This is a genomic window from Mycobacterium sp., assembly GCF_050700595.1.
Taxonomy (GTDB): Bacteria; Actinomycetota; Actinomycetes; order Mycobacteriales; family Mycobacteriaceae; genus Mycobacterium.
The window spans coordinates 1-19,505 of the sequence record NZ_JBOHHI010000145.1 but is presented as its reverse complement, the minus strand read 5'-3'; the positions used below and the strand labels follow the sequence as shown (position 1 = coordinate 19,505).

Here is a 19,505-nt window from a genome sequence, read left to right as displayed (position 1 = left end):
TTACCGGCAGCCTGCCGAGCAGCGCCGAAATCTGGCGGACAAGGGCTGCGCGGCCGTCCATGACCGGGGTAAGTTTTGGTTAATGGGCATTTACTAGTCGCGACGGGGGTGGTGTCGGTGCCGGGAAGTGAGTGGCGCAGGAGGCCCAGGGACCGCCGCCAACACATCCTGGCTACGGCGAGGCAGTTGTTGAGAGCATCCGGCTACCACGACGTGACGATGGTTGCCATCGCCGAGAAGGTGGGCATCACCCCGGGTGCTCTCTACCGGCACTTTGCGAGCAAGGCGATGCTGCTCGAGGAGGTGGTAGCGAGCAGCGTTGACGAGGTTGCTCCGGTCTTCGACGACCGGATGTCGATACGGCAGGCTCTCGCTGCGAACTGCGCGATCGCCGTGCGGATCCGCGATACCGGCGTCCTGTGGTCGAGGGAAGCACGGTATCTTCCCGAGGCGGGTTACGAGCGGCTGCGTGAACGGCTTCGTGCGCATAACTGCTTCTACCGCACCCTTATCCGCGCAGATCGGCCGGAGTTGAGAGACTCGGATCCCGAGTTGCTCGCGTGGGGTGTTCAGTCGGTTCTGGCCAGTCCGGGTTATCACTCGGTTCAGCTTTCGGCGGCCGAGTTCGCATCGACGCTCGAACGTGCGTGCACCGGCCTGTGCGCAACAGCGATTGTCCCGCCGCGGTCGAGTGCTACCCCACCGGGGCATGTGTTGATCCCGGTGTCCCAGCGGGAGCGGCTACTGGTCGCCGCCACCCGGTTATTCGGTGAGAACGGCTTCCAAGCGACCAGCATGGGAGACATCGGCGCGGAGGCTGGGGTGACCGGACCGAGCCTGTACAGCTACTTCGCCAGCAAATTGGACCTGCTCAATGCGGCCATGGACCGCGGCACGCATGCCCTGTGGCTGGGCCTGCATTCTGCGCTACGTGAGAGCGACAGCCCGCGGGAAGCCCTTGAGGCCGTCGCCCGGTCGTACGTGGCAGTGTCGCGAGAGCACGCAACGCTGGTGTCCGCACTGATCACCGAGCCGGCCCTGTTGACCGCCGCCGCGCGAGCCCGCGAGAAGGAGTATGTCGCCGAATGGGTGGCGTTACTATGCGCCGCTAGGCCCGGGCTGGCCGAAGGTCCGGCTCGGATCCTTGTGCATGCAGCCCTGACGGTCATCAACGACCTCGCCCGCACGCCGCATCTGATAGGCGACTCGTTCTGGGAGAACCTTGCCGCGATGGCGATAGCGGTCCTGCTTACCGATGGCGAGGTCAGTCCTACGCCGGCCGCCTAGCGGACAATCGGTAGATCGGGCCCGCCGGTGCCGGTTGGTCATGGCGCGGTGGGCTGGACATAGCGAATCAGCGCCGGACAGTTCTTGCGCAGCTCTGGCCGACGCGTGCAAGCCCGGGACACCGTGCAATTCCCGAGAACGACTTGTCTTTCAAGTAAATGTACATTAAGGTACGGCACAACTTACGTGACAGATGAAGAGAGCGGCGTGATGAGCAACGATGTCTTGGTGGCTGGAGTGGGTATGATCCCCTTCACCAAACCTGGTCGTAGCGAAGCATATTTAGAGATTGGACAACAGGCTGCACGCGCCGCCCTAATCGATGCGGGCGTCGACTACAGTTTCGTGCAGCAGGCCTACGTAGGTTATGTATACGGTGATTCAACATCTGGGCAGGCAGCCTTGTACCGGCTCGGGCAGACCGGTATCCCCATCTTCAATGTCAGCAACAACTGTTCGACCGGGTCGTCGGCGCTGTTCCTGGCCCGCCAGGCGGTGGCGAGCGGAACCGCGGACTGCGCACTCGCCCTCGGTTTTGAACAGATGGTGCCCGGAGCCCTGGCCGCGGTGTACTCGGATCGCCCTGACCCGTTGTCACGGTTCGCGGCGATCCGCGACGGCCTGCAGGGCGTGGACGACGCAGCGCCGAACGCCGCACAGTACTTCGGCGGGGCCGGGCAGGCGTATGTCGACGAGCATGGAACGGACCCGGCGGTATTCGCGGAGATCTCGGTCAAAGCCCGCAGACACGCCGCGCACAACCCCAACGCGGTGTTCCGTGATCCGGTCACCGCGGATGAGGTCCTCGCGTCGCCGCGCATCTACGGGCCGCTGACCCGGCTGCAGTGTTGCCCACCGACCTGCGGTGCGGCCGCAGCGGTGGTTTGCAACGAAGAGTTCACCCGCAGACATGGCCTTTGCGCGAATGTGAAGATCGCGGCACAGAGCCTGACCACCGACACCCCGAGCACCTTCGAAGCCGGGGACATGCGCAAGGTGATCGGCTACGACATGGCCGCCGCCGCCGCCCGCAACGTCTATGAGGCCGCCGGCATCGGACCTGAGGACATTCGCGTGGTCGAGCTGCACGACTGCTTCACCACCAACGAGTTCCTCACCTACGAGGCACTCGGCCTAACCCCGGAAGGCACCGCGGAGAAGTTCATCCGCGACGGTGACAACACCTACGGCGGGCGGGTAGTGACCAACCCCTCCGGTGGCCTGTTATCCAAGGGTCACCCGCTCGGCGCCACCGGGCTGGCCCAGTGCACGGAACTGGTGTGGCAACTACGCGGACAGGCCGGGGCCCGGCAGGTCGACGGCGTCAGCACCGCCCTGCAGCACAACCTCGGGCTCGGTGGGGCCTGTGTGGTGACCCTTTACCAGACGGTGGACAGCTAGATGACGCTGGCGCGATCTGCCGTCGCCACGGAGCCGACGGAGGGGAGCTTGCTGGTCACCCGCAGCCGCCTGCGAGCCTTTGCGACGGCCACCGGGCAAACCGACCCCACATATACGGACGTTCGTGCGGCCAACCGGGCCGGGCACCGCGATCTGCCGGTGCCACCGACCTTCTACTTCGGGGTTGACCTCGAAGCCCCCGACCCCCTCGCCTTCCTGACTGACCTGGGTGTGGACCTAAGCACCGTGCTGCACGCCGAACAGGAGTTCGTGTATACGGACATGGCGTACGCCGGCGACGAGCTGACCAGCTCGACTCGCATCACCGACGTCTTCGACAAGAAGGACGGGGCGCTGGAATTTGTTGTCCGCGAGACCCTGGTCACCAACCGGCACGGTGCGGTCATTGCTCAGATGCGCTCGATGACCGTGGTGCAAAACAAGGCTGCCGGAAAGGACGCCTCATGACAACGTTCACGCCCGCCGTCGGAGATGAGGTCACCCCGCTGCGGATCGAGCCGATCTCCCGAACCACCCTGGCGCTGTTCGCCGGTGCCTCCGGCGACCACAATCCGATCCACCTCGACATCGACGTGGCGAAGTCCGCGGGCCTCGACGACGTGTTTGCCCACGGCATGCTCTCGATGGCCTACCTCGCCCGCCTGTTGACCAATCTTGTTCCGCAACAACAACTCCGCGCGTACAAGGTGCGGTTCACGGCGATCACGCCTGTGCACGATCAGCCCACCTGCAGCGCAACGGTGACATCGATCGACGAGGTGGACGGCGAGCGCCGCGCCACCCTCAGCTTGCAGGTGAAATTACCCGATGGCACCGTCACCCTGCGCGGCGATGCCGTGGTCGCCCTCGACTGACACTATTCAAGGCAAAGGACCAAGCATCATGGGAAAACTCCAGGGCAAGACTGCGATCGTCACCGGCTCCGGCCGGGGTATCGGACGCTCCATCGCCGTCAAACTCGCCGCCGAGGGCGCGAACGTCGTCGTCAACGACCTTGACACGGAGCCGGCCCGGGCCGTGGTCGACGAGATCACCACGGCCGGCGGCAACGCGGTCATCTGCGCCGGAAACGTCACCGTCCCGGATTTCGGGGAACGGTTCGTGGGCACCGCGACCGGCGAATTCGGCGGACTCGACATCGTCATCAACAACGCCGGCTACACCTGGGACACCGTCATCCAGAAGATGGGCGATGACCAGTGGGACGCCATCTTGGACGTGCACCTGAAGGCACCGTTCCGGATTCTGCGGGCTGCGCAGCCGGTGATCAGCAAGGCCGCCAAGGCCGAGAAACAGGCCGGCACACCGGTACATCGTAAGGTCGTCAACATCTCCTCGATCGCGGGCCTGTACGGCAACGCCGGGCAAGTCAACTATTCGGCCGCCAAGTCCGGCATCATCGGCTTGACCCGCACGCTCGCGAAGGAGTGGGGCCGGTACAACGTCAACGTCAACGCGGTCGCCTTCGGATTCATCCGGACCCGGCTGACCGAACTAGCCGCCGACGGCGATGCCACCATCGACATCGAGGGCCGCGAGATCAAGGTCGGCGTCAACCCGCAGCTCCTTGCGGCGCTGAATGCGACGATCCCGCTTGGCCGACCGGGCACTCCGGACGAAGCCGCCGGGTCAGTGGTCATGCTGACCTATCCGGAATCGGACTATGTCAGCGGCCAGATCATCGTCACCGGCGGCGGTTACGAAGGCTAGGCGGCATGATGACCGGTGCCGGCATCGGCACCTACTCCTCACCGTGGCGCGATCCCGAGATCACCGCGCTCGGCGACCTCGCGGACAAGTTCTTCGCCAAAGAACTTATCCCGCACCGAGAACGCTTCGAAGCGCAGCACCACGTCGATCGGCAGGTGTGGGAAAAAGCCGGCGAGATTGGACTGCTCTGCTGCTCGATCCCCGAGGAGTACGGCGGGGGAGGCGGTAGCTTCGCCCACGAGGTAGCCGTCATCGAGGCGCAGGCGCGGGCGCTGGACAGCGGGTTCGGCAACTCGGTGCACAGCGGTATTGTCGCGCAGTACCTGCTCGCCTACGGCACCGAGGACCAACGACGACGCTGGCTGCCGAAAATGGCCGCGGGCAAGTCAATTGGGGCGATCGCGATGAGCGAACCGGGCGCGGGCTCAGATCTGAAGGCCATCACGACCACCGCACTCAGGGACGGAGACCATTACGTCGTCAACGGATCCAAGACTTTCATCTCCAACGGGTCCATGGCCGACCTCGTCGTCGTCGTCACCAAGACCGACCGCGCCGCGGGCGCCAAGGGCATCTCACTGCTCGTCGTGGAAACCGAGAACTGCGCCGGGTTTGTCCGCGGCCGGATCCTCGACAAGATCGGGCAGCAAGCCGCGGACACCTCCGAATTGTCCTTCGACGGCGTCCGTGTCCCTGTGTCGAATCTACTCGGCGGCGAGGAAGGCCGCGGCTTCGGACAGTTGATGGCACAGTTGCCACAGGAACGACTGACTATCGGCGTAACGGCCGTGGCCGCGATCGAACGGGCGCTGGTCGAGACGATCGACTACACCAAGTCCCGCCACGCATTCGGCAAGACACTGTTCGACTTTCAGAGCAGCAAGTTCGTTCTCGCAGAGTGCCAGACCATCGCCCACGCTTGCAGGGTGTTTCTCGACTCGTGTATCGTCCGCCACCTTCGCGGTGAACTCGACGCAACGACCGCGGCGATGGCCAAATGGTGGCTCACCGAGCAACAGTGCACGGTGATCGACCGGTGTTTACAACTGTTCGGCGGCTACGGCTACATGCGCGAATATCCGATCGCCCGGATGTATGCCGACGCCAGGGTGCAGAAGATCTACGGAGGATCCAACGAGATCATGAAAGACATCATCGCCCGCACCCTGTAGCCTGCTGTGCACCTCAATGATCCGGGTGGCGTTCTGGCAAAATACGGTGAATATTGAAATTTGGTCCAATTGCGCCGGTTCGCTGCATCAAACTTATAGCGATGGACCAGGCTCGCGTCCGACACGCTCCAGGGTGATACTCAACCACGCTGCGCGCAGTCCGAAACTTTCGTGACGGGTGGTGCCAACATGAACCGTACCGACGCGGTTGCTGCTCACATGATCACAGATAGCGCCCATTCCCTGGTCGCATCGGTTGTACGAGAGGCGCAGGCCGATCAGTTAGATCTGGTAACACAACTGGTGGATGGAGTCTTCGAACAGGAGCGACACTTCCACGGCGACGAAACCATGCGCGACGAACTCGAACGCGCTGCCCACGCGTTAACCGTGGCCAGCCTGGAATTGCTCCGGGATCCGGACAAACCGATCGAAGTAGTGCAGCAAGTGCTGCCCATAGTAGCCGCGTACGTACAACGCGGCCATCCGCTCAGCATCCTGGTGCAGGCCTACCGCGTTGGCCAGACCATCTTCTTCAAGGCGTGGCTTGACCGGCTTACCGCGCGGGCATCGGATACCACTACGTTGTCAGATGCCATCCGCTGGACCTACGATCGGTTCTTTCTGTTCATGAACACCATGCTCGCCGCATCAAGTGATGAATACATGCGACAGGAAAAGGCTTGGCGCAAGCGTACGGACGCGCGCCGCGCACGACTGGTGCGGGACATCCTCGATGGCGCACGACCGGACTCCGATGTCGTGCACGGGATTCTGCGGCACGATCTGAGTTGCTTTCAGCTGGCATTGGTCATCTGCCTATCTCCGGAAGCATCGTTTGATGTGACCGACGAGTCCATGGTCGAAGTGGCGCGAGGGCTCGCAACCGAAGTCGGTTCGCCAGGAGTTCTTACCGTCTCGGCGGGTCCGACAACGGTGTACGCCTGGATATCGTGCCGCAACATTCCCGATGTCACCGCTCTCGGGTCAAAGACGAAAGTTCCCGATGACCTCATTTTGACCGTCGGCTCACCCGCGCGCGGAGTGGACGGATTCTGTTCCTCACATCTCGAAGCGCAGGCTGCTCACCGCGTGGCAAGGATGTTTGAATCCCCGCCGAGGATCACCCGCTACGGCGAGATTGCCCCGATAGCAATGCTGAAGGAGGATCCAGCCGCGCTGGCGCGGTTCGTCGCCTACGAGCTGGGTGGGCTTACCGCGCGTGATCAGGGCACTGCAATCATCCGGGACACACTCCGGGTCGCGCTGGAGGAATCGCTCAATGCCAGCAGGACAGCGGCACGGATCTTCGTGCACAAGAACACCGTGCTGTACCGGCTGCGTCGGGCGGAAGATCTGCGCCGCCGACCGATTTCCGACGACAGGCTGGGACTGGAGCTTGCCCTGCAAATCGTCGAGCGGTTCGGTGAAACGCTGCTCGACGGTGTAGTCAGCAAACCGCCAAGCGGCCTCAGGCGGTAAACGTGGCCAGGGCAGGCTTGGTCACTTCACCCCCGAGAGCGGCACCGCTGGCTGAATTTCCATTCGGTGCGTCTTTCAAAGCCAACGTCACTCGGCGCGGGGTCCCAGTCTGACCGGTACGGACGTGTACTGGTTTAGCCACGTCGACACTGGACGCTGCGGCACGCCGTCAAGCGTCATCTGCGGGTACCTGCGCAACGTCTCCTCGACCCAGAACTGGAGTTCCATGCGCGCCAACGCATTTCCAAGGCAAAAGTGCACCCCTTGGTTGAATGCGGGGTGCTCGACCTTAGACCGACGCACGTCGAACCGCATCGGATTGTCGTTCAGCTCCTCGTCATAGCAGCCGGACACCAACCACAACACGACCTTGTCGTTCTCTTTGATTCGTTGACCGTGTAGCTCCACATCTCGTGATGCCGTCCGCCGGAAATGGCTGAAGGCCGGGAAGCACCTGATCATCTCCTCGACGGCGGTTTTGATATGCGACGGATTTGCCTGCAACCACTCGAATTGTTCACGATCCTGTAGCAGCGCATGCATACCACTGGAGTAAACCGCGCGGGTGCTGTCGTTGCCGGCAACCATCACCTGCGCCCAAAAGATCACCAGGTCCTCGACATCGAGCCGGCAGCCACCGACCTCGGCGTGGATGAGGACACTGGTCATGTCGTTTTTGGGGTTCTTCCGCCGCTCTGGAACGAGTTCAGCGACGTAGACCGCGACCTGCGCAATGGCTTCCTCCATTCCCTTGTTGTCACGGCCGCGGTTTCCGTCCTTGTGCACAAAGGTGCCCAGCGCTCGTTCGGTCATCTCCACCAGTTTCCGGACCGCCTCTCGTGGTGCGCCCAACAGGTCTCCGATGATGGTGGGAGGAATGGTCTTCCCCAGATCAGCGACAAGGTCGATGCGCTCGCGTCCGTCGATCTCGTCGAATCGTTCCTTGATAACGGTCCGAACGTGTTCGGCATATCCCGCGATCTTCCTGGGTGTGAAAGCGTTCTGGAACAACGCACGCATCGTGTCGTGTCGCGGCGGGTCCATGCCAGTCAGCTGCTGACGTACCATTTCCAGCGGGAGTCCCCAGTCGTCGTAGAGCAGCATTCCGGCGCGTTCGGAGGAGAATGTCTCCCAATCACGGGCGACCGCCCCGATGTCCTTGGCCCTGGTTACTGACCAGAAGCCAGGTTCATTAGGTTCGTCCGCAAGATCGCTCCAGTGAACCGGGCATTCCCGACGCAGCCTGGCAAAGACGTCCAGCGGCGGACCTGCACGCCAGAGTTCGGGAACTCCAAGGTCGATCTTGTGGAGATCGACTTTGTCAAGCTCGACACCAACCGTTGCAGCCACGGAATCCTCCACATTACTTGCTCATATCGGTTCCCTTGACAATAGGAGTGAAGAAGTCCCGGTCCACATGGTCAACCAGCCAAAAAGTTGGTACGGCCAGACAAGCAAGCGTCATCGAATGATTGTTAAATTGCATGCAGATGCCAAGCCGCGACCTGGACGTTCCAGGTGCAACGATCAACGGCAGACCGGGCAGGACATCAAGGGCGAGGCCATGCACATCATCATCGACCACAGCAAGTGCACCGGCCATGGACTTTGTGAGGCTGAGGCCCCGGAGGTCTTCCAAGTTCAAGACGATGGTTCGCTGCGGTTGTTGACGGAGTACCCAACCGAGAGTGAGCGCGCGGGTGTCGAAGCGGCCGTCGAGGCTTGCCCCACCCAGGCGTTGCGGATCGTGGAGGATTGACACCAGTCACCGGCAAAGTGTGTCGCATCCTCAGCCGATCTGTCGTGCGCAGTCACCCCAATACCGCTCGCGCAGTTCATGCTTGAGGATCTTGCCCGCGCCTGACAGTGGCAGTTGATCCACGTACTCCAAACTGCGGGGAACTTTATAGCCGGCGATCTGTGCACGACAGAACGCGCGCAGTTCGTCGTCAGTCACGGACTGCCCGGGCCTGGGAACGATAACGGCGTGCACCCGCTCACCCCACCGATCGTCTGGAACCCCGATCACCGCGCATGACACGACGCCTGGGTGCTTCGCCAGTATCTTCTCGACCTCGGCGGAGAAGACATTCTCCCCGCCGGTCACGATCATGTCCTTCAACCGGTCGACAACGAATAGGTAGCCGTAACAGTCAAGGTAACCGATATCGCCGGTGTGCATCCACCCCCCGCGAAGCGCCCTTGCGGTCTCCGCCGGCCGCTCCCAATAACCGAGCATTACGTGGTCCCCGCGCACCGCGATCTCACCGACCATCCCACGCGGAACCTCGTTGTCATCCAGGCCCATAACACACACCTCGGCGTGCGGTGCAGATCGGCCCGCCGCCCGCAGGAGGTCCGAGACATCATGGTCTTTCGGTCGCAACAGGGTCGTCGCTCCGCCCAACTCGGTCATCCCGTAACCCTGGATGAATCCGGCGGCCGGGAATGCGTTACGGGCCCGCACCAGCAGTTGATCGGAGATCGGCGACGCACCGTACAACACCCTGCTCACGCTCGACAGGTCTGCTACAGCGAATTCCGGTGCGTCCATGAGCATCTGAAGCATCGTCGGAACCAGCAGCAGATCAGTGATTCGATATTCGGCGATCGCAGCCAGCACGGCAGCCGGACTGAACACAGGCAGGATCACCTGCGAAGAATCGACTAACATCGCCGCCGCCCATCCACCAAGGCCCGCGACGTGGAACATCGGTGCAACGTTCAGGTACCGGCCACCTTCCGAGACGAAGCTTCCGGCGGCCAGACAGCCCATCGCACTGGCGAGCAAATTGTTGTGACTGAGCATGACGCCCTTCGGAGACCCCGTCGTCCCGCTGGTGTAAAAAACCCCGAGCAGGTCGTCACCACCACGTCGTGCATCCTCGATGGGCGCGGCTACGCTTAGCATCTTCTCGTATTCGACTGTCCCGGCCGGGCCTTCACCATCGCCACAAAACACCACAGTGAGCAGGTTAGGTGCTTCTTCCCGTAATGCCGGAAGCATTGGAGTGAACGCCTCATCGACCAATAACACCCGGGTGCCCGAATCCAAGAGCGCATAGGCGATTTCCGCGGAACTCCATCGAACGTTGATCGGGTTCAGTACGGCGTCCGCCCACGGCACGGCCAGCAGGTACTCGTGATAACGGTCTGAATTGAAGGCCAGGATACCTACGCGATCACCGGGAGCGACACCGAGATCGCGTAGAGCACCGGCCAGCAGGGCGATCCGCTCGGCAGACTGCACCACCGTCCGAAGCCGGTCTCCGCAGACGGTATAAGCCCGGTCCGGACCTTGTTGGACTGCCCGATGAATCGCTTGAGTGAGATACATCGCGATATTCCTGCCGTCGAGCTTTTCAGACCGAACGCACCATTGGACCGGACCTCTTGAACACGCGGTGGTCAAGCCTGAACCTACTGAGGACTGCCGGTCCCGACTATGGGTAAACGGCAAAGGGGTTCGTGCGGGCGAACAAGGTGGCGCTGGTGAGCGTTCAATTTGTGCTAACGCACGAAAGCCTGGGTTAGCTGACCATGGGAGACGCGTCGGAAGCGCCTTTATTGTGGCTCCAGCTTTGGCTCCCAGCGGAGCCAGTCGAAAGCTATCACCGGCGATGGGAGTTCGCACGCAATGAGTTCTGACTCCCTCGTCGTGATGAGCCCGGTTACCGGTGAGCGTGTCGCGACAGTGCCCAACATGGACACCGCTGCGATAGGCGACATGGCCCGACGCGCTCGCGCCGCACAGCCCGCGTGGGCGCGACTCGGGTTCGCAGGTCGCGCTCGAGTGCTACGACCTCTGGCGCGATGGCTCCTGGACCACTCCGACGACGTTTTCCGTGTTGTGTGTTCAGAGACGGGAAAGCAATACGAAGATGTGCTGCTGGAGCTCGGAGGAGTCGTCAGCGCCTTGCAATTCTGGTCCAGGCACGCCAAAAGGTACCTGGCCGAACAAAAGTACCGCTCTGCATCTCCGTTCGTACTGGGCAAGAAGCTCAGGATCAGTTACGTACCGCGCGGTGTGGCCGGGGTCATCGCGCCTTGGAACTTCCCACTCGCCCTCGGATTCGGCGATTCGATCCCGGCACTCATGGCGGGCAACAGCGTGATCCTCAAACCATCCGAGATCACCCCGCTATCCATCGAAGTGATTGCCCGCGGTCTCATCGAATGTGGGCTACCGAACAACGTGTTTCAGATTGCCACCGGCTCCGCCGAGACCGGAGAAGCGCTGATCGATGAAGCAGATGTCATCATGTTCACCGGCTCGACCGCCACCGGGAAAAAAGTTCTTGCGCGAGCGGCCGAGACCCTTACCCCGGTCACCACTGAACTGGGCGGCAAGGACGCGATGATCGTTCTCGCCGACGCCGACTTGGAGCGTTCGGCAAATCTCGCGGTATACGGCTCGATGCTCAACGGCGGACAGGTGTGCATGTCCATCGAGCGGGCTTACGTGCATGAGGATATCTACGACGAGTTCGTCAGGTGTGTGGTGGACAAGGTCGACAAGCTCCGGGTGGGACCGCCGGCTGGATTCGGCCGGGCCGACATCGGCGCCATTAGCTCACCCGCTCAGATGGACGTCATCGAGCGCCAGGTGCGAAACAGCGAGGCTATGGGAGCCCAGATCCTCGTTGGCGGTCAACGTAAACCCGGGTGGGGCAACTACTTCGAGCCCACTGTGCTCACCGAGGTCAATCACGACATGGAATGCATGCGGGCGGAGACGTTTGGTCCGATTTTACCGATCATGAAGGTCGCGAGCGCTGATGAGGCCGTCAAGTTGGCTAACGACTCCTATTACGGGCTTAGCGCCGTCGTATGCACTCGCGACACCCGCGCGGGAGGGAAAATCGCCGACCGGATCGAGGCCGGCACGGTGTTGGTCAACGACATCTTCTCCCACTCCTTCGCCTTCGGCCTACCTATGGGCGGCGTGAAGGGTTCCGGCACTGGAGCGCGAAATGGAAAGGCAGGGATCCGGAAGTACTGCGAGTTGCGGGTCACGGTGACTTCGCGATGGCATCTCAAGCGCGACTTGCACATGTTCCCGTATGAAGGTCGGCGAAGCGCCGTGCTGATGAGAATGATCCGTTTGCTGTATGGGCGTGGACAACCGCTTGGCCATCGGCGTCCCTGATCGGATTGCCACGGCGCCGGGCTCACCTGGTCGATTGCCATCCGCAACGGCCGATGCGTTTCGAACTTGCACATTAATCCCCACTGGCTTCACGCAGAAGAGGTGACAAACAATGTTCAGCTCTATCAGCATTTTGCTAGTCATGTTACTAATGACGTTGTTCCCGGCGCTCATTCCGGTCATCGTCACAGCATTCGGTTATGTGGCTGCGCGACGAAGCGAACATCCGTTTGAGAAGGATTAGTCATCCTGAACCAGCAGCGGCAACCAGCCGCCTGAAGGAAGAGGTACAGCATTGGATCCCAACGGCGCATCAGGATCAGGCGATCGACAGCGCGATACCGTCCAGGATGTCGTGTTCGCTGACGGTCAGCTCCTCGATGCCGGCCCGCTCGCGCAGCGCCAATGCCAGCTCCTCCACCACGATCGCCCCGGCGCCGATCACGTCGGCGCGACCGGCGTGCATCGGCCCAAGCGCCGCGCGCCGGCTGCGCGTCATGCCGATCAAGCCGTCGCACACAGCCAGCAGCCGCTCGATGCCGACACGGGAAAGATGAATGGCCGCAGCGTCATAGGTCGGCATGTCCTGCGCCAGCGCGGCAAGCGTCGTCATCGTCCCGGCCACCCCCACCCACGTGCGAGCCCGCTCCACCGGTACCGCATCCAGCGCCTCCCCGAGCCGCTCGCGAACCAGCTCGCGGGCCGCGGCCACCTCGGCCGGTGTAGGTGGATCGGATTGCAGGCAGCGCTCGGTCACCCGCACACAGCCGATATCGGCCGAGAAACTGGCGACGACGCCCGATTCGCCGAGCACAATCTCGGTCGACCCGCCACCCAGATCAACCACCACGAACGGCGCTCCGGCCAAATCCAATTCGTTCACCGCTCCCGAAAACGATAGTTCGGCTTCTTGCGCGCCGGTGACCACTTCGGCTCGCACACCCAGCACCTCGGCCGTCATCGCGAAAAAGACGTCACGGTTTGCAGCGTCGCGAGCAGCCGACGTGGCAACCATCCGCACCTGCTCGACGCCGTGGGTAGTGCACAGGGCGGCATAGTCGGCCAGCGCGGCCCGGGTCCGGTCCAGTGCCCCGGCCGCAAACCGACCGGTGGCGTCGACGCCCTGGCCCAGCCGCACGATCCGCATTTCGCGGTACACGTCGCGCAAATGTCCGTCGATCGCGTCGGCAATCAACAACCGAATAGAGTTGGTGCCGCAGTCAATTGCCGCAAGCCGGCGCGTCACGTCCACTGCTCCCGCACCAGGACGTCGGCCATCGACGGCTCACCGGCCAATTCCGCCAGCGCTTCGTCGCCGAGTGGGTTCAGCCCGGGGCCTTTGGCCAGCGAATGCGCGATCAACACGTGCAGGCACTTGACCCGGTCGGGCATCCCGCCGGCGGAGATCGTGGTGCCCAGCGGCTCGATCGCATCACGATCGGCCAGGTACGATTCGTGAGCCCGCCGGTAGGCGGTGGCCAGTTCAGGGTCGCGCCTCAGCCGCTCGGTCATGTCGCGCATCATTCCCGACGACTCCAGCCGGCTCGCAGCCGCGGTCAGCACCGGATGCGTCAGGTAATACAACGTCGGAAACGGTGTGCCGTCAGGCAGTTTCGGCGCGGTCTTCACCACGCCGGGTTCACCGGTGGGACAACGATAGGAGATCTCGAGCACTCCACGCGGCTCCCGGCCGAGTTGCCGCCGCACCGCGTCGAGGTCGGCACGATCAACCACCGGGAGCAACTGGAGCCGGCGACGGAGGCGGCGGCGGACCGTGCGGTGCGTCGGCGATGGTATGCCACAGCGAGGTGTACCACGGGTCATTACTCGCCTTCGTCGCCGCCTCACTCCCGGGCTGCGAAGTAACCGCAGCCGTCGGCGGAAGCTGCACCTGGTACGGGATCTCGCCGGGCATTACGAAGCCGAGGCGCTCGCGGGCCTGCGCCGCGACGTACGCCGGATCGGCCAACTTGGCCTTTTGCTGTTCGAGATCGGCGATCTGGCGCCGCATCGCGGCTTGCGAAGCGGCCAGCTGTTTCATTTCGGTGCGCTGCGCGAAATAGGTGCGGACCGGCCCGGCTATGGTCAGCGTCAGCACGCAGACGACCGCGGCCAGGATCGCCGCCCGTCGTGCGGTCAGGCCCAGCCGCTGCTCGGACCGCTGCTCGGCCGATACGGCAATTGCGCGTTTGATGGGCTCGACGGGCTCCGGTGCCGCCCGGCGTGCGGCCGGCGACTTACCGGGACGGCCCTGCTTCGAATCGCCTGCCTTGCCCGCCTTCCCTGGTCTGGGGGCCGGGGTGCGCCGCTTCGGGTCGGGCCGCTTCGCGTCGGGCATCGTGATGCGGCCCGCTACCTGGCTTCCGGCGCGTAACGGGGGAATGCCAGATCGGCGGCGTAACGTGCGGCGTCACCGAGCGCTTCCTCGATCCGCAGCAGTTGGTTGTACTTGGCGACCCGCTCACTGCGCGCCGGCGCACCGGTCTTGATCTGCCCGCAGCCGACGGCCACCGCCAGATCGGCGATCGTGGTGTCCTCGGTCTCGCCGCTGCGGTGGCTCATCATCGTGCGGTATCCGCTGTGGTGGGCCAGCGCCACCGCGTCGAGGGTTTCGGTCAGCGTCCCGATCTGGTTGACCTTGACCAGCAACGCATTCGCCACACCCCTGTCGATGCCCTCTTCGATCCGTTCGGGGTTGGTGACGAAGATGTCGTCGCCGACGATCTGCACCCGGTCACCCAGCGACGTCGTCAACGACACCCAGCCGTCCCAATCATCTTCGGACAGTGGGTCTTCGATGGACACCAAGGGGTAGGAGCCCAGCAGCTCACCGTAGAACTGCGTCATCTGGTCCGCAGTGAGCGTCTTGTTCTCGAAGGCGTAACCGCTTCCGTCGGCATAAAACTCGGTGGCAGCCGCATCGAGTGCCAGCGCCACGTCGGCACCGAGCTTGAACCCCGCGGATTCGACGGCCAGACCGATTACGTCCAACGCCGCCTTGGTGCCCGGCACATCGGGGGCGAAGCCGCCCTCATCGCCTAACGCGGTGGCAAGGCCTTGTTTCTTCAGCTGCGCCTTGAGCGCATGGTAGACCTCGGCGCCCCAGCGCAGCGCCTCGGCGAAGCTCGGCGCCCCGATCGGGGCCACCATGAACTCCTGAATATCGACACCGGTGTCGGCGTGCGCGCCGCCGTTGAGGATATTCATCATCGGCACCGGCAGAATGTGCGCATTGGGTCCGCCGAGATACCGGAACAGCGGCAACTCGGCAGAATCGGCGGCCGCCTTGGCCACGGCCAGCGACACGCCGAGGATCGCGTTGGCGCCCAGCCGGGATTTGTCCGGGGTGCCGTCGAGGTCGACCAGCGCCTGGTCGACCAGCCGCTGGTCGTCGGCGCCCAGCCCGATGACGGCGGGAGCGATTTCGTCGAGCACTGCCTGCACGGCCTTCTGCACGCCCTTGCCGCCGTACCGGTCACCGCCGTCGCGCAGCTCAACGGCCTCATGCTCACCGGTCGACGCGCCGGAGGGCACCGCCGCCCGCGCGAATGTCCCATCGATGAGCGCGACCTCGACCTCAACAGTCGGGTTGCCGCGGGAATCGAGGATCTCGCGGGCCCCGACCTGCTCGATTATCGGCACTGGGTTCTCCTTGCGTCGTGAAGCTCCGGACCGGAGTTAAGCCTAGAACGTGGCTCAGAGCGGATGACCCGCCGCATAGGCGGTGGCCCAATCTCGGACGGCGCGCGCGTACGGTTCGGAGTTGTTGTAGGCGCGCAACGCGGTGATCCAGCCCCTCGGGGTTGCCAGATCCTTTCCGCGCCAACACAAGTAGCCGGCAGCCGATAATGCGGCGTCGTCGATGTTGTCCACGCTGACGATGCCGTCGTTGTTGGCGTCCACCCCGTAGAGGCGCCAGGTCTCGGGAATGAACTGCATCGGGCCCATCGCCCGAACCGTGCCATCGCCGTCGGCGAGGTCACCCGCGTCACTGTCGACGATGTGCAGGGTGCCGCCGGTGCCGTCGAGGCGCACCCCACGAATAGGTGGATGCACATCGCCGTTGGGCGCCACCGTCGCGTGCCGATAGGTGCCGTGGTGACTTTCGATCTCACCGATAGCGGCCAACGTCGTCCAGGACAGGTGGCAGTTCGGGTTCTCCACCTCGGCGACCCGCGCGGCGTAGCCGTATGCCTCCAGCGCGATGACCGGAATCTCCAACTTCGGCGCGCGCTGGGCCGCCCACGCATACAGCTGGTCGGCGGGCCGGCCCTTGACGTGGGTGTCGACCGGCGGCACCGGGTCACCCGCCGGCGGCGGCACGCCCTTGGGGATGGGTGTGCCCAGCTGCCAGCTACAACTGGATGCCAGGAGTAGCGCGGTCGCCCCCACGACGACAACCACCCGTAGCCAACGCACCGGCGACACAAACTTCCCCTACGACGCCCCTACACCCAACTTTCTCGACCATGGTCCCACGGGCAATGGCCACATCGCGGGGTCATCGCCGAGGTATCTCGGGTATACCCCGCTTACCCAGGTTTGATGCCGGGTGATCTTCCCCGTCGCTGGTCGATTCTTCGGCGACCGGTGGCGACGCTGCGGGCAGCCAATGCGCGCGCCACTCCTCCTCGGTGATCACGCCGAGCGGCGCCACGTTAAGTTCGTCGGGAACGTCGGTTCCGCGACGCTCCGCGGCAATCGCCCGCTCGGTGCCGCGGATGGTGTCCATCAGCTCCAGCACCGCTGTGCGCAGCGTATTTTCGGCGTCCGCCTTTGCGGTCACGTTGATCGACGTGATCTGAGCCGGGATCAGGTCGGCCGGTAGTCCGGCTTGGGTGGCCCGTTGAACCACCTTCTGCGCCAAGGCCAAAGCCGGTTGTGCGGTAGGCACACCATCCATCGCCGAGTTCCGCGGCTTTGCCTTCTTTTCCAGCGCTTTGCGCTCTTCCCACTGTGCCAACTGGTCGTCCAGCGAAATCTGCTCTCCGGCAAGGACGCCGGGGACGCGGTTGCCGAGCTTGCGCAGCAACGTGTCGGTGACGTCGTCGATGGTGAACGGGTGTTCCGACGCATCCTCGGCGATGCGGGCATGGAAGAGCACCTGCAGCAGCACGTCGCCGAGCTCTTCGCGCAACTCGTCGGCCTCGCCGCTGCGGACCGCGTCGAAAAGCTCGTAGGTCTCCTCCAGCAGGAAACGACGTAACGAGTCGTGCGTCTGCTCGCTTTCCCATGGCCCGGCGGTGCGCAGCTTGTCCATCATCGCGACGGCGTCGACCAGCCGTTCACCGCGCTGCGCCTCGGGCGCCGAGATCAGCCGGTCACCGGCGGCCAGCCGCGCGATGACCGCCGGGTGCTCGGGGTCCGACGACAGCAGGACCGGGGCATCGTCTCCGGAATGCACCGGGCGCGCCGCGGGCAGCGACCAGGGCACCGCCACCGGCATCTCCTCGGTGTAGGCCACCTCGCCGACAAGAAGCTCGATGGCCTCCACCGGAACCAACGACGGTCGGCGCGCGTCGACCAAGACGACAGTCATCGCCGCTCCCGTCTCGAGGTACCTACCGAATCGGTTATACCAACCGTTCCCGGTTTGCCATCCAGCGCCGTTAGCAGGTCGGCCACCATGGCGACCAGTTCGAGATCACGGATGCGGGGCGCACCGACGCCGCCGGAGCGCGGAATCGGAACCTGCACGGTCGCGGTGGTGGCGCGGTAATGCGCGCCCGGGTAGAGCCGTGCCAGGCGCACCTGCGCGGAGTCCGGCAGCGTCATCGGCGACAACCGCACGGTGGCCGCCGAGGCTGCGCTCACATCGGCGATACCGACCTCGCGGCACAGCAGCCGCAGCCGGGCCACCGCCACCAGCCGTTGCGCGGGTTCGGGCAGCGTGCCGTAGCGGTCGGTCAGCTCGTCGACAACAGCGCCGACGGCGGCGTCATCCCCCGCGGCGGCCAGCCGTCGGTAGCCCTCCAGGCGCAGCCGGTCGCTGGGGATGTAGTCCGGCGGCAGGTGCGCATCCACCGGCAGGTCGATCCGCACGTCCTTGGGCTCTTCGGCGCTGGTGACGGTCTTTCCGTCGGCCGCCGCGCGATAGGCCTCGACGGCCTCGCCGACCAACCGCACATACAGGTCGAAGCCAACCCCGGCGACGTGGCCGGACTGCTCCACACCGAGCACGTTGCCGGCGCCGCGGATCTCCAGATCCTTCATCGCGACCGCCATGCCGGCGCCCAGCTCGTTGTTCTGCGCGATCGTGGCCAGCCGGTCGTAGGCGGTCTCGGTCAGCGGCGCGTGCTGCGGATACAGGAAATAGGCGTATCCGCGTTCCCGGCTGCGCCCGACCCGACCACGCAGCTGGTGCAGCTGGGAAAGCCCGAAGGTGTCGGCGCGCTCGACGATCAGCGTGTTGGCGTTGGAGATGTCCAGCCCGGTCTCCACGATCGTCGTGCACACCAGGATGTCGTATTCGCGGTTCCAGAACCCCTGGACGGTGGATTCCAGCAGGTCTTCGGGCATCTGCCCGTGCGCGACGACGACGCGGGCCTCGGGCACCAGGGCGCGCACCCGGGCGGCAGCCGCATCGATGGAGCTGACCCGGTTGTGCACGTAGAAGGCCTGCCCCTCACGCAGCAGCTCGCGTCTCAACGCGGCGGCGATCTGCTTGTCGTCCTGTGAGCCGACGTAGGTCAGCACCGGGTAGCGCTCCTCGGGAGGGGTCAGGATCGTCGACATCTCCCGAATGCCGGCCAGGCTCATCTCCAGCGTGCGCGGGATCGGGGTGGCGCTCATGGTCAGCACGTCGACGTGGGTGCGCAGGCTCTTGATGTGCTCCTTGTGTTCGACGCCGAAGCGCTGCTCCTCGTCGACGACCACCAGGCCAAGGTCTTTCCAGATCACCCCGGTCTGCAGCAGCCGGTGGGTACCGATCACGATGTCCACACCGCCGTCGCCCATGCCGTCGAGCACCGTGCGCGACTCGGCGGCGTCGGTGAAGCGGGATAGGCCCTTGACGCGCACCGGGAAGCCGGCCATCCGCTCGGTGAACGTCTGCAGATGCTGGTCGGCCAGCAGCGTGGTGGGCACCAGCACCGCGACCTGCTTGCCGTCCTGCACCGCCTTGAACGCTGCGCGCACCGCGATCTCGGTCTTGCCATAGCCGACGTCCCCGCAGATCACCCGGTCCATCGGCACCGGCTTTTCCATGTCGGCCTTGACCTCGGTGATCGCGGTGAGCTGGTCGACGGTCTCGGTGAACTCGAACGCGTCCTCCATCTCGGCCT

General features: G+C 64.1%; 17 protein-coding genes and 1 pseudogene. 9 read left to right on the top strand and 9 right to left on the bottom strand.

All coding sequences use genetic code 11. The features are described 5' to 3' along the window. Positions 1-108 precede the first annotated feature (108 nt). The 7 genes from ACRDTL_RS13815 (at position 109) to ACRDTL_RS13785 (ending at position 7,073) form a co-directional block, all read left to right on the top strand. Positions 109-1,287, top strand: coding sequence for a TetR/AcrR family transcriptional regulator (locus ACRDTL_RS13815; RefSeq protein ID WP_431507272.1), 1,179 nt, complete (start codon positions 109-111; stop codon positions 1,285-1,287). Between the two features lie 210 nt (positions 1,288-1,497). Next, a complete protein-coding gene (locus ACRDTL_RS13810) occupies positions 1,498-2,688 on the top strand; it encodes a lipid-transfer protein (protein WP_431507271.1) in 1,191 nt (396 codons plus the stop codon). After that, positions 2,689-3,156 carry a MaoC family dehydratase N-terminal domain-containing protein gene (locus tag ACRDTL_RS13805; RefSeq protein ID WP_431507270.1) on the top strand — a complete coding sequence of 156 codons (468 nt, stop codon included), beginning with the start codon at positions 2,689-2,691 and terminating at the stop codon, positions 3,154-3,156. Further along, entirely contained in the window at positions 3,153-3,563 is a 411-nt protein-coding gene (locus ACRDTL_RS13800) for a MaoC/PaaZ C-terminal domain-containing protein (protein WP_431507269.1), read from the top strand. Before ACRDTL_RS13805 ends, ACRDTL_RS13800 begins: the two co-directional genes overlap by 4 nt. A 28-nt stretch (positions 3,564-3,591) precedes the next feature. Next, positions 3,592-4,419, top strand: coding sequence for an SDR family NAD(P)-dependent oxidoreductase (locus ACRDTL_RS13795; protein ID WP_431507268.1), 828 nt, complete (start codon positions 3,592-3,594; stop codon positions 4,417-4,419). Positions 4,420-4,424: 5 nt separating this feature from the next. Continuing rightward, a complete protein-coding gene (locus ACRDTL_RS13790) occupies positions 4,425-5,591 on the top strand; it encodes an acyl-CoA dehydrogenase family protein (RefSeq protein WP_431507267.1) in 1,167 nt (388 codons plus the stop codon). A 189-nt stretch (positions 5,592-5,780) separates the two neighbouring features. Continuing rightward, positions 5,781-7,073 carry a PucR family transcriptional regulator gene (locus ACRDTL_RS13785; protein ID WP_431507266.1) on the top strand — a complete coding sequence of 431 codons (1,293 nt, stop codon included), beginning with the start codon at positions 5,781-5,783 and terminating at the stop codon, positions 7,071-7,073. Positions 7,074-7,160: 87 nt separating this feature from the next. Here the strand turns inward: ACRDTL_RS13785 and ACRDTL_RS13780 are convergent, their stop codons facing one another. Continuing rightward, positions 7,161-8,435, bottom strand: coding sequence for a cytochrome P450 (locus ACRDTL_RS13780; RefSeq protein WP_431507265.1), 1,275 nt, complete (start codon positions 8,433-8,435; stop codon positions 7,161-7,163). 55 nt (positions 8,436-8,490) lie between these two features. Here ACRDTL_RS13780 and ACRDTL_RS13775 point away from each other — a divergent pair, with 55 nt between their 5' ends. Continuing rightward, positions 8,491-8,832, top strand: coding sequence for a ferredoxin (locus tag ACRDTL_RS13775; RefSeq protein WP_431507264.1), 342 nt, complete (start codon positions 8,491-8,493; stop codon positions 8,830-8,832). A 30-nt stretch (positions 8,833-8,862) separates the two neighbouring features. Here the strand turns inward: ACRDTL_RS13775 and ACRDTL_RS13770 are convergent, their stop codons facing one another. Further along, on the bottom strand, positions 8,863-10,410 hold the full coding sequence (locus tag ACRDTL_RS13770) for a long-chain-fatty-acid--CoA ligase (protein ID WP_431507280.1): 1,548 nt from the start codon (positions 10,408-10,410) through the stop codon (positions 8,863-8,865). Positions 10,411-10,710: 300 nt separating this feature from the next. Between ACRDTL_RS13770 and ACRDTL_RS13765 the strand changes: the two genes are divergently transcribed. Then, complete coding sequence (locus ACRDTL_RS13765) at positions 10,711-12,222, top strand: aldehyde dehydrogenase family protein (RefSeq protein ID WP_431507263.1); 1,512 nt, start codon at positions 10,711-10,713, stop codon at positions 12,220-12,222. Positions 12,223-12,541: 319 nt separating this feature from the next. Here the strand turns inward: ACRDTL_RS13765 and ACRDTL_RS13760 are convergent, their stop codons facing one another. The 7 genes and pseudogenes from ACRDTL_RS13760 to mfd form a co-directional block, all read right to left on the bottom strand. After that, positions 12,542-13,468 carry an exopolyphosphatase gene (locus ACRDTL_RS13760; RefSeq protein WP_431507262.1) on the bottom strand — a complete coding sequence of 309 codons (927 nt, stop codon included), beginning with the start codon at positions 13,466-13,468 and terminating at the stop codon, positions 12,542-12,544. Further along, on the bottom strand, positions 13,465-13,956 hold the full coding sequence (locus ACRDTL_RS13755; protein ID WP_431507261.1) for a DUF501 domain-containing protein: 492 nt from the start codon (positions 13,954-13,956) through the stop codon (positions 13,465-13,467). The genes ACRDTL_RS13760 and ACRDTL_RS13755 overlap by 4 nt, the downstream gene beginning before the upstream one ends. Beyond that, positions 13,949-14,560, bottom strand: a complete 612-nt coding sequence (locus tag ACRDTL_RS13750) for an FtsB family cell division protein (RefSeq protein ID WP_431507260.1) — start codon at positions 14,558-14,560, stop codon at positions 13,949-13,951. The genes ACRDTL_RS13755 and ACRDTL_RS13750 overlap by 8 nt, the downstream gene beginning before the upstream one ends. Before the next feature lie 14 nt (positions 14,561-14,574). After that, a complete protein-coding gene (gene eno / locus ACRDTL_RS13745; RefSeq protein ID WP_431507259.1) occupies positions 14,575-15,864 on the bottom strand; it encodes a phosphopyruvate hydratase in 1,290 nt (429 codons plus the stop codon). 54 nt (positions 15,865-15,918) lie between these two features. Further along, a complete protein-coding gene (locus ACRDTL_RS13740) occupies positions 15,919-16,650 on the bottom strand; it encodes a lytic transglycosylase domain-containing protein (RefSeq protein ID WP_431507258.1) in 732 nt (243 codons plus the stop codon). Positions 16,651-16,723: 73 nt separating this feature from the next. Further along, positions 16,724-17,761 (bottom strand): nucleoside triphosphate pyrophosphohydrolase, encoded by a 1,038-nt coding sequence (locus ACRDTL_RS13735; RefSeq protein ID WP_431507257.1) that lies wholly within the window; start codon positions 17,759-17,761, stop codon positions 16,724-16,726. Continuing rightward, a pseudogene (gene mfd / locus ACRDTL_RS13730) lies at positions 17,733-19,505 on the bottom strand (transcription-repair coupling factor); the annotation flags it as partial. The pseudogene mfd and the gene ACRDTL_RS13735, both read right to left, overlap by 29 nt.

Coding starts and splice junctions, on each gene's coding strand:
- ACRDTL_RS13810 (WP_431507271.1), top strand. CDS start 1,498: ATGAGCAACGATGTCTTGGTGGCTGGAGTGGGTATGATCCCCTTCACC.
- ACRDTL_RS13805 (WP_431507270.1), top strand. CDS start 2,689: ATGACGCTGGCGCGATCTGCCGTCGCCACGGAGCCGACGGAGGGGAGC.
- ACRDTL_RS13800 (WP_431507269.1), top strand. CDS start 3,153: ATGACAACGTTCACGCCCGCCGTCGGAGATGAGGTCACCCCGCTGCGG.
- ACRDTL_RS13795 (WP_431507268.1), top strand. CDS start 3,592: ATGGGAAAACTCCAGGGCAAGACTGCGATCGTCACCGGCTCCGGCCGG.
- ACRDTL_RS13790 (WP_431507267.1), top strand. CDS start 4,425: ATGATGACCGGTGCCGGCATCGGCACCTACTCCTCACCGTGGCGCGAT.
- ACRDTL_RS13785 (WP_431507266.1), top strand. CDS start 5,781: ATGAACCGTACCGACGCGGTTGCTGCTCACATGATCACAGATAGCGCC.
- ACRDTL_RS13775 (WP_431507264.1), top strand. CDS start 8,491: ATGGTCAACCAGCCAAAAAGTTGGTACGGCCAGACAAGCAAGCGTCAT.
- ACRDTL_RS13770 (WP_431507280.1), bottom strand. CDS start 10,410: ATGTATCTCACTCAAGCGATTCATCGGGCAGTCCAACAAGGTCCGGAC.
- ACRDTL_RS13765 (WP_431507263.1), top strand. CDS start 10,711: ATGAGTTCTGACTCCCTCGTCGTGATGAGCCCGGTTACCGGTGAGCGT.
- ACRDTL_RS13750 (WP_431507260.1), bottom strand. CDS start 14,560: ATGCCCGACGCGAAGCGGCCCGACCCGAAGCGGCGCACCCCGGCCCCC.
- ACRDTL_RS13735 (WP_431507257.1), bottom strand. CDS start 17,761: ATGACTGTCGTCTTGGTCGACGCGCGCCGACCGTCGTTGGTTCCGGTG.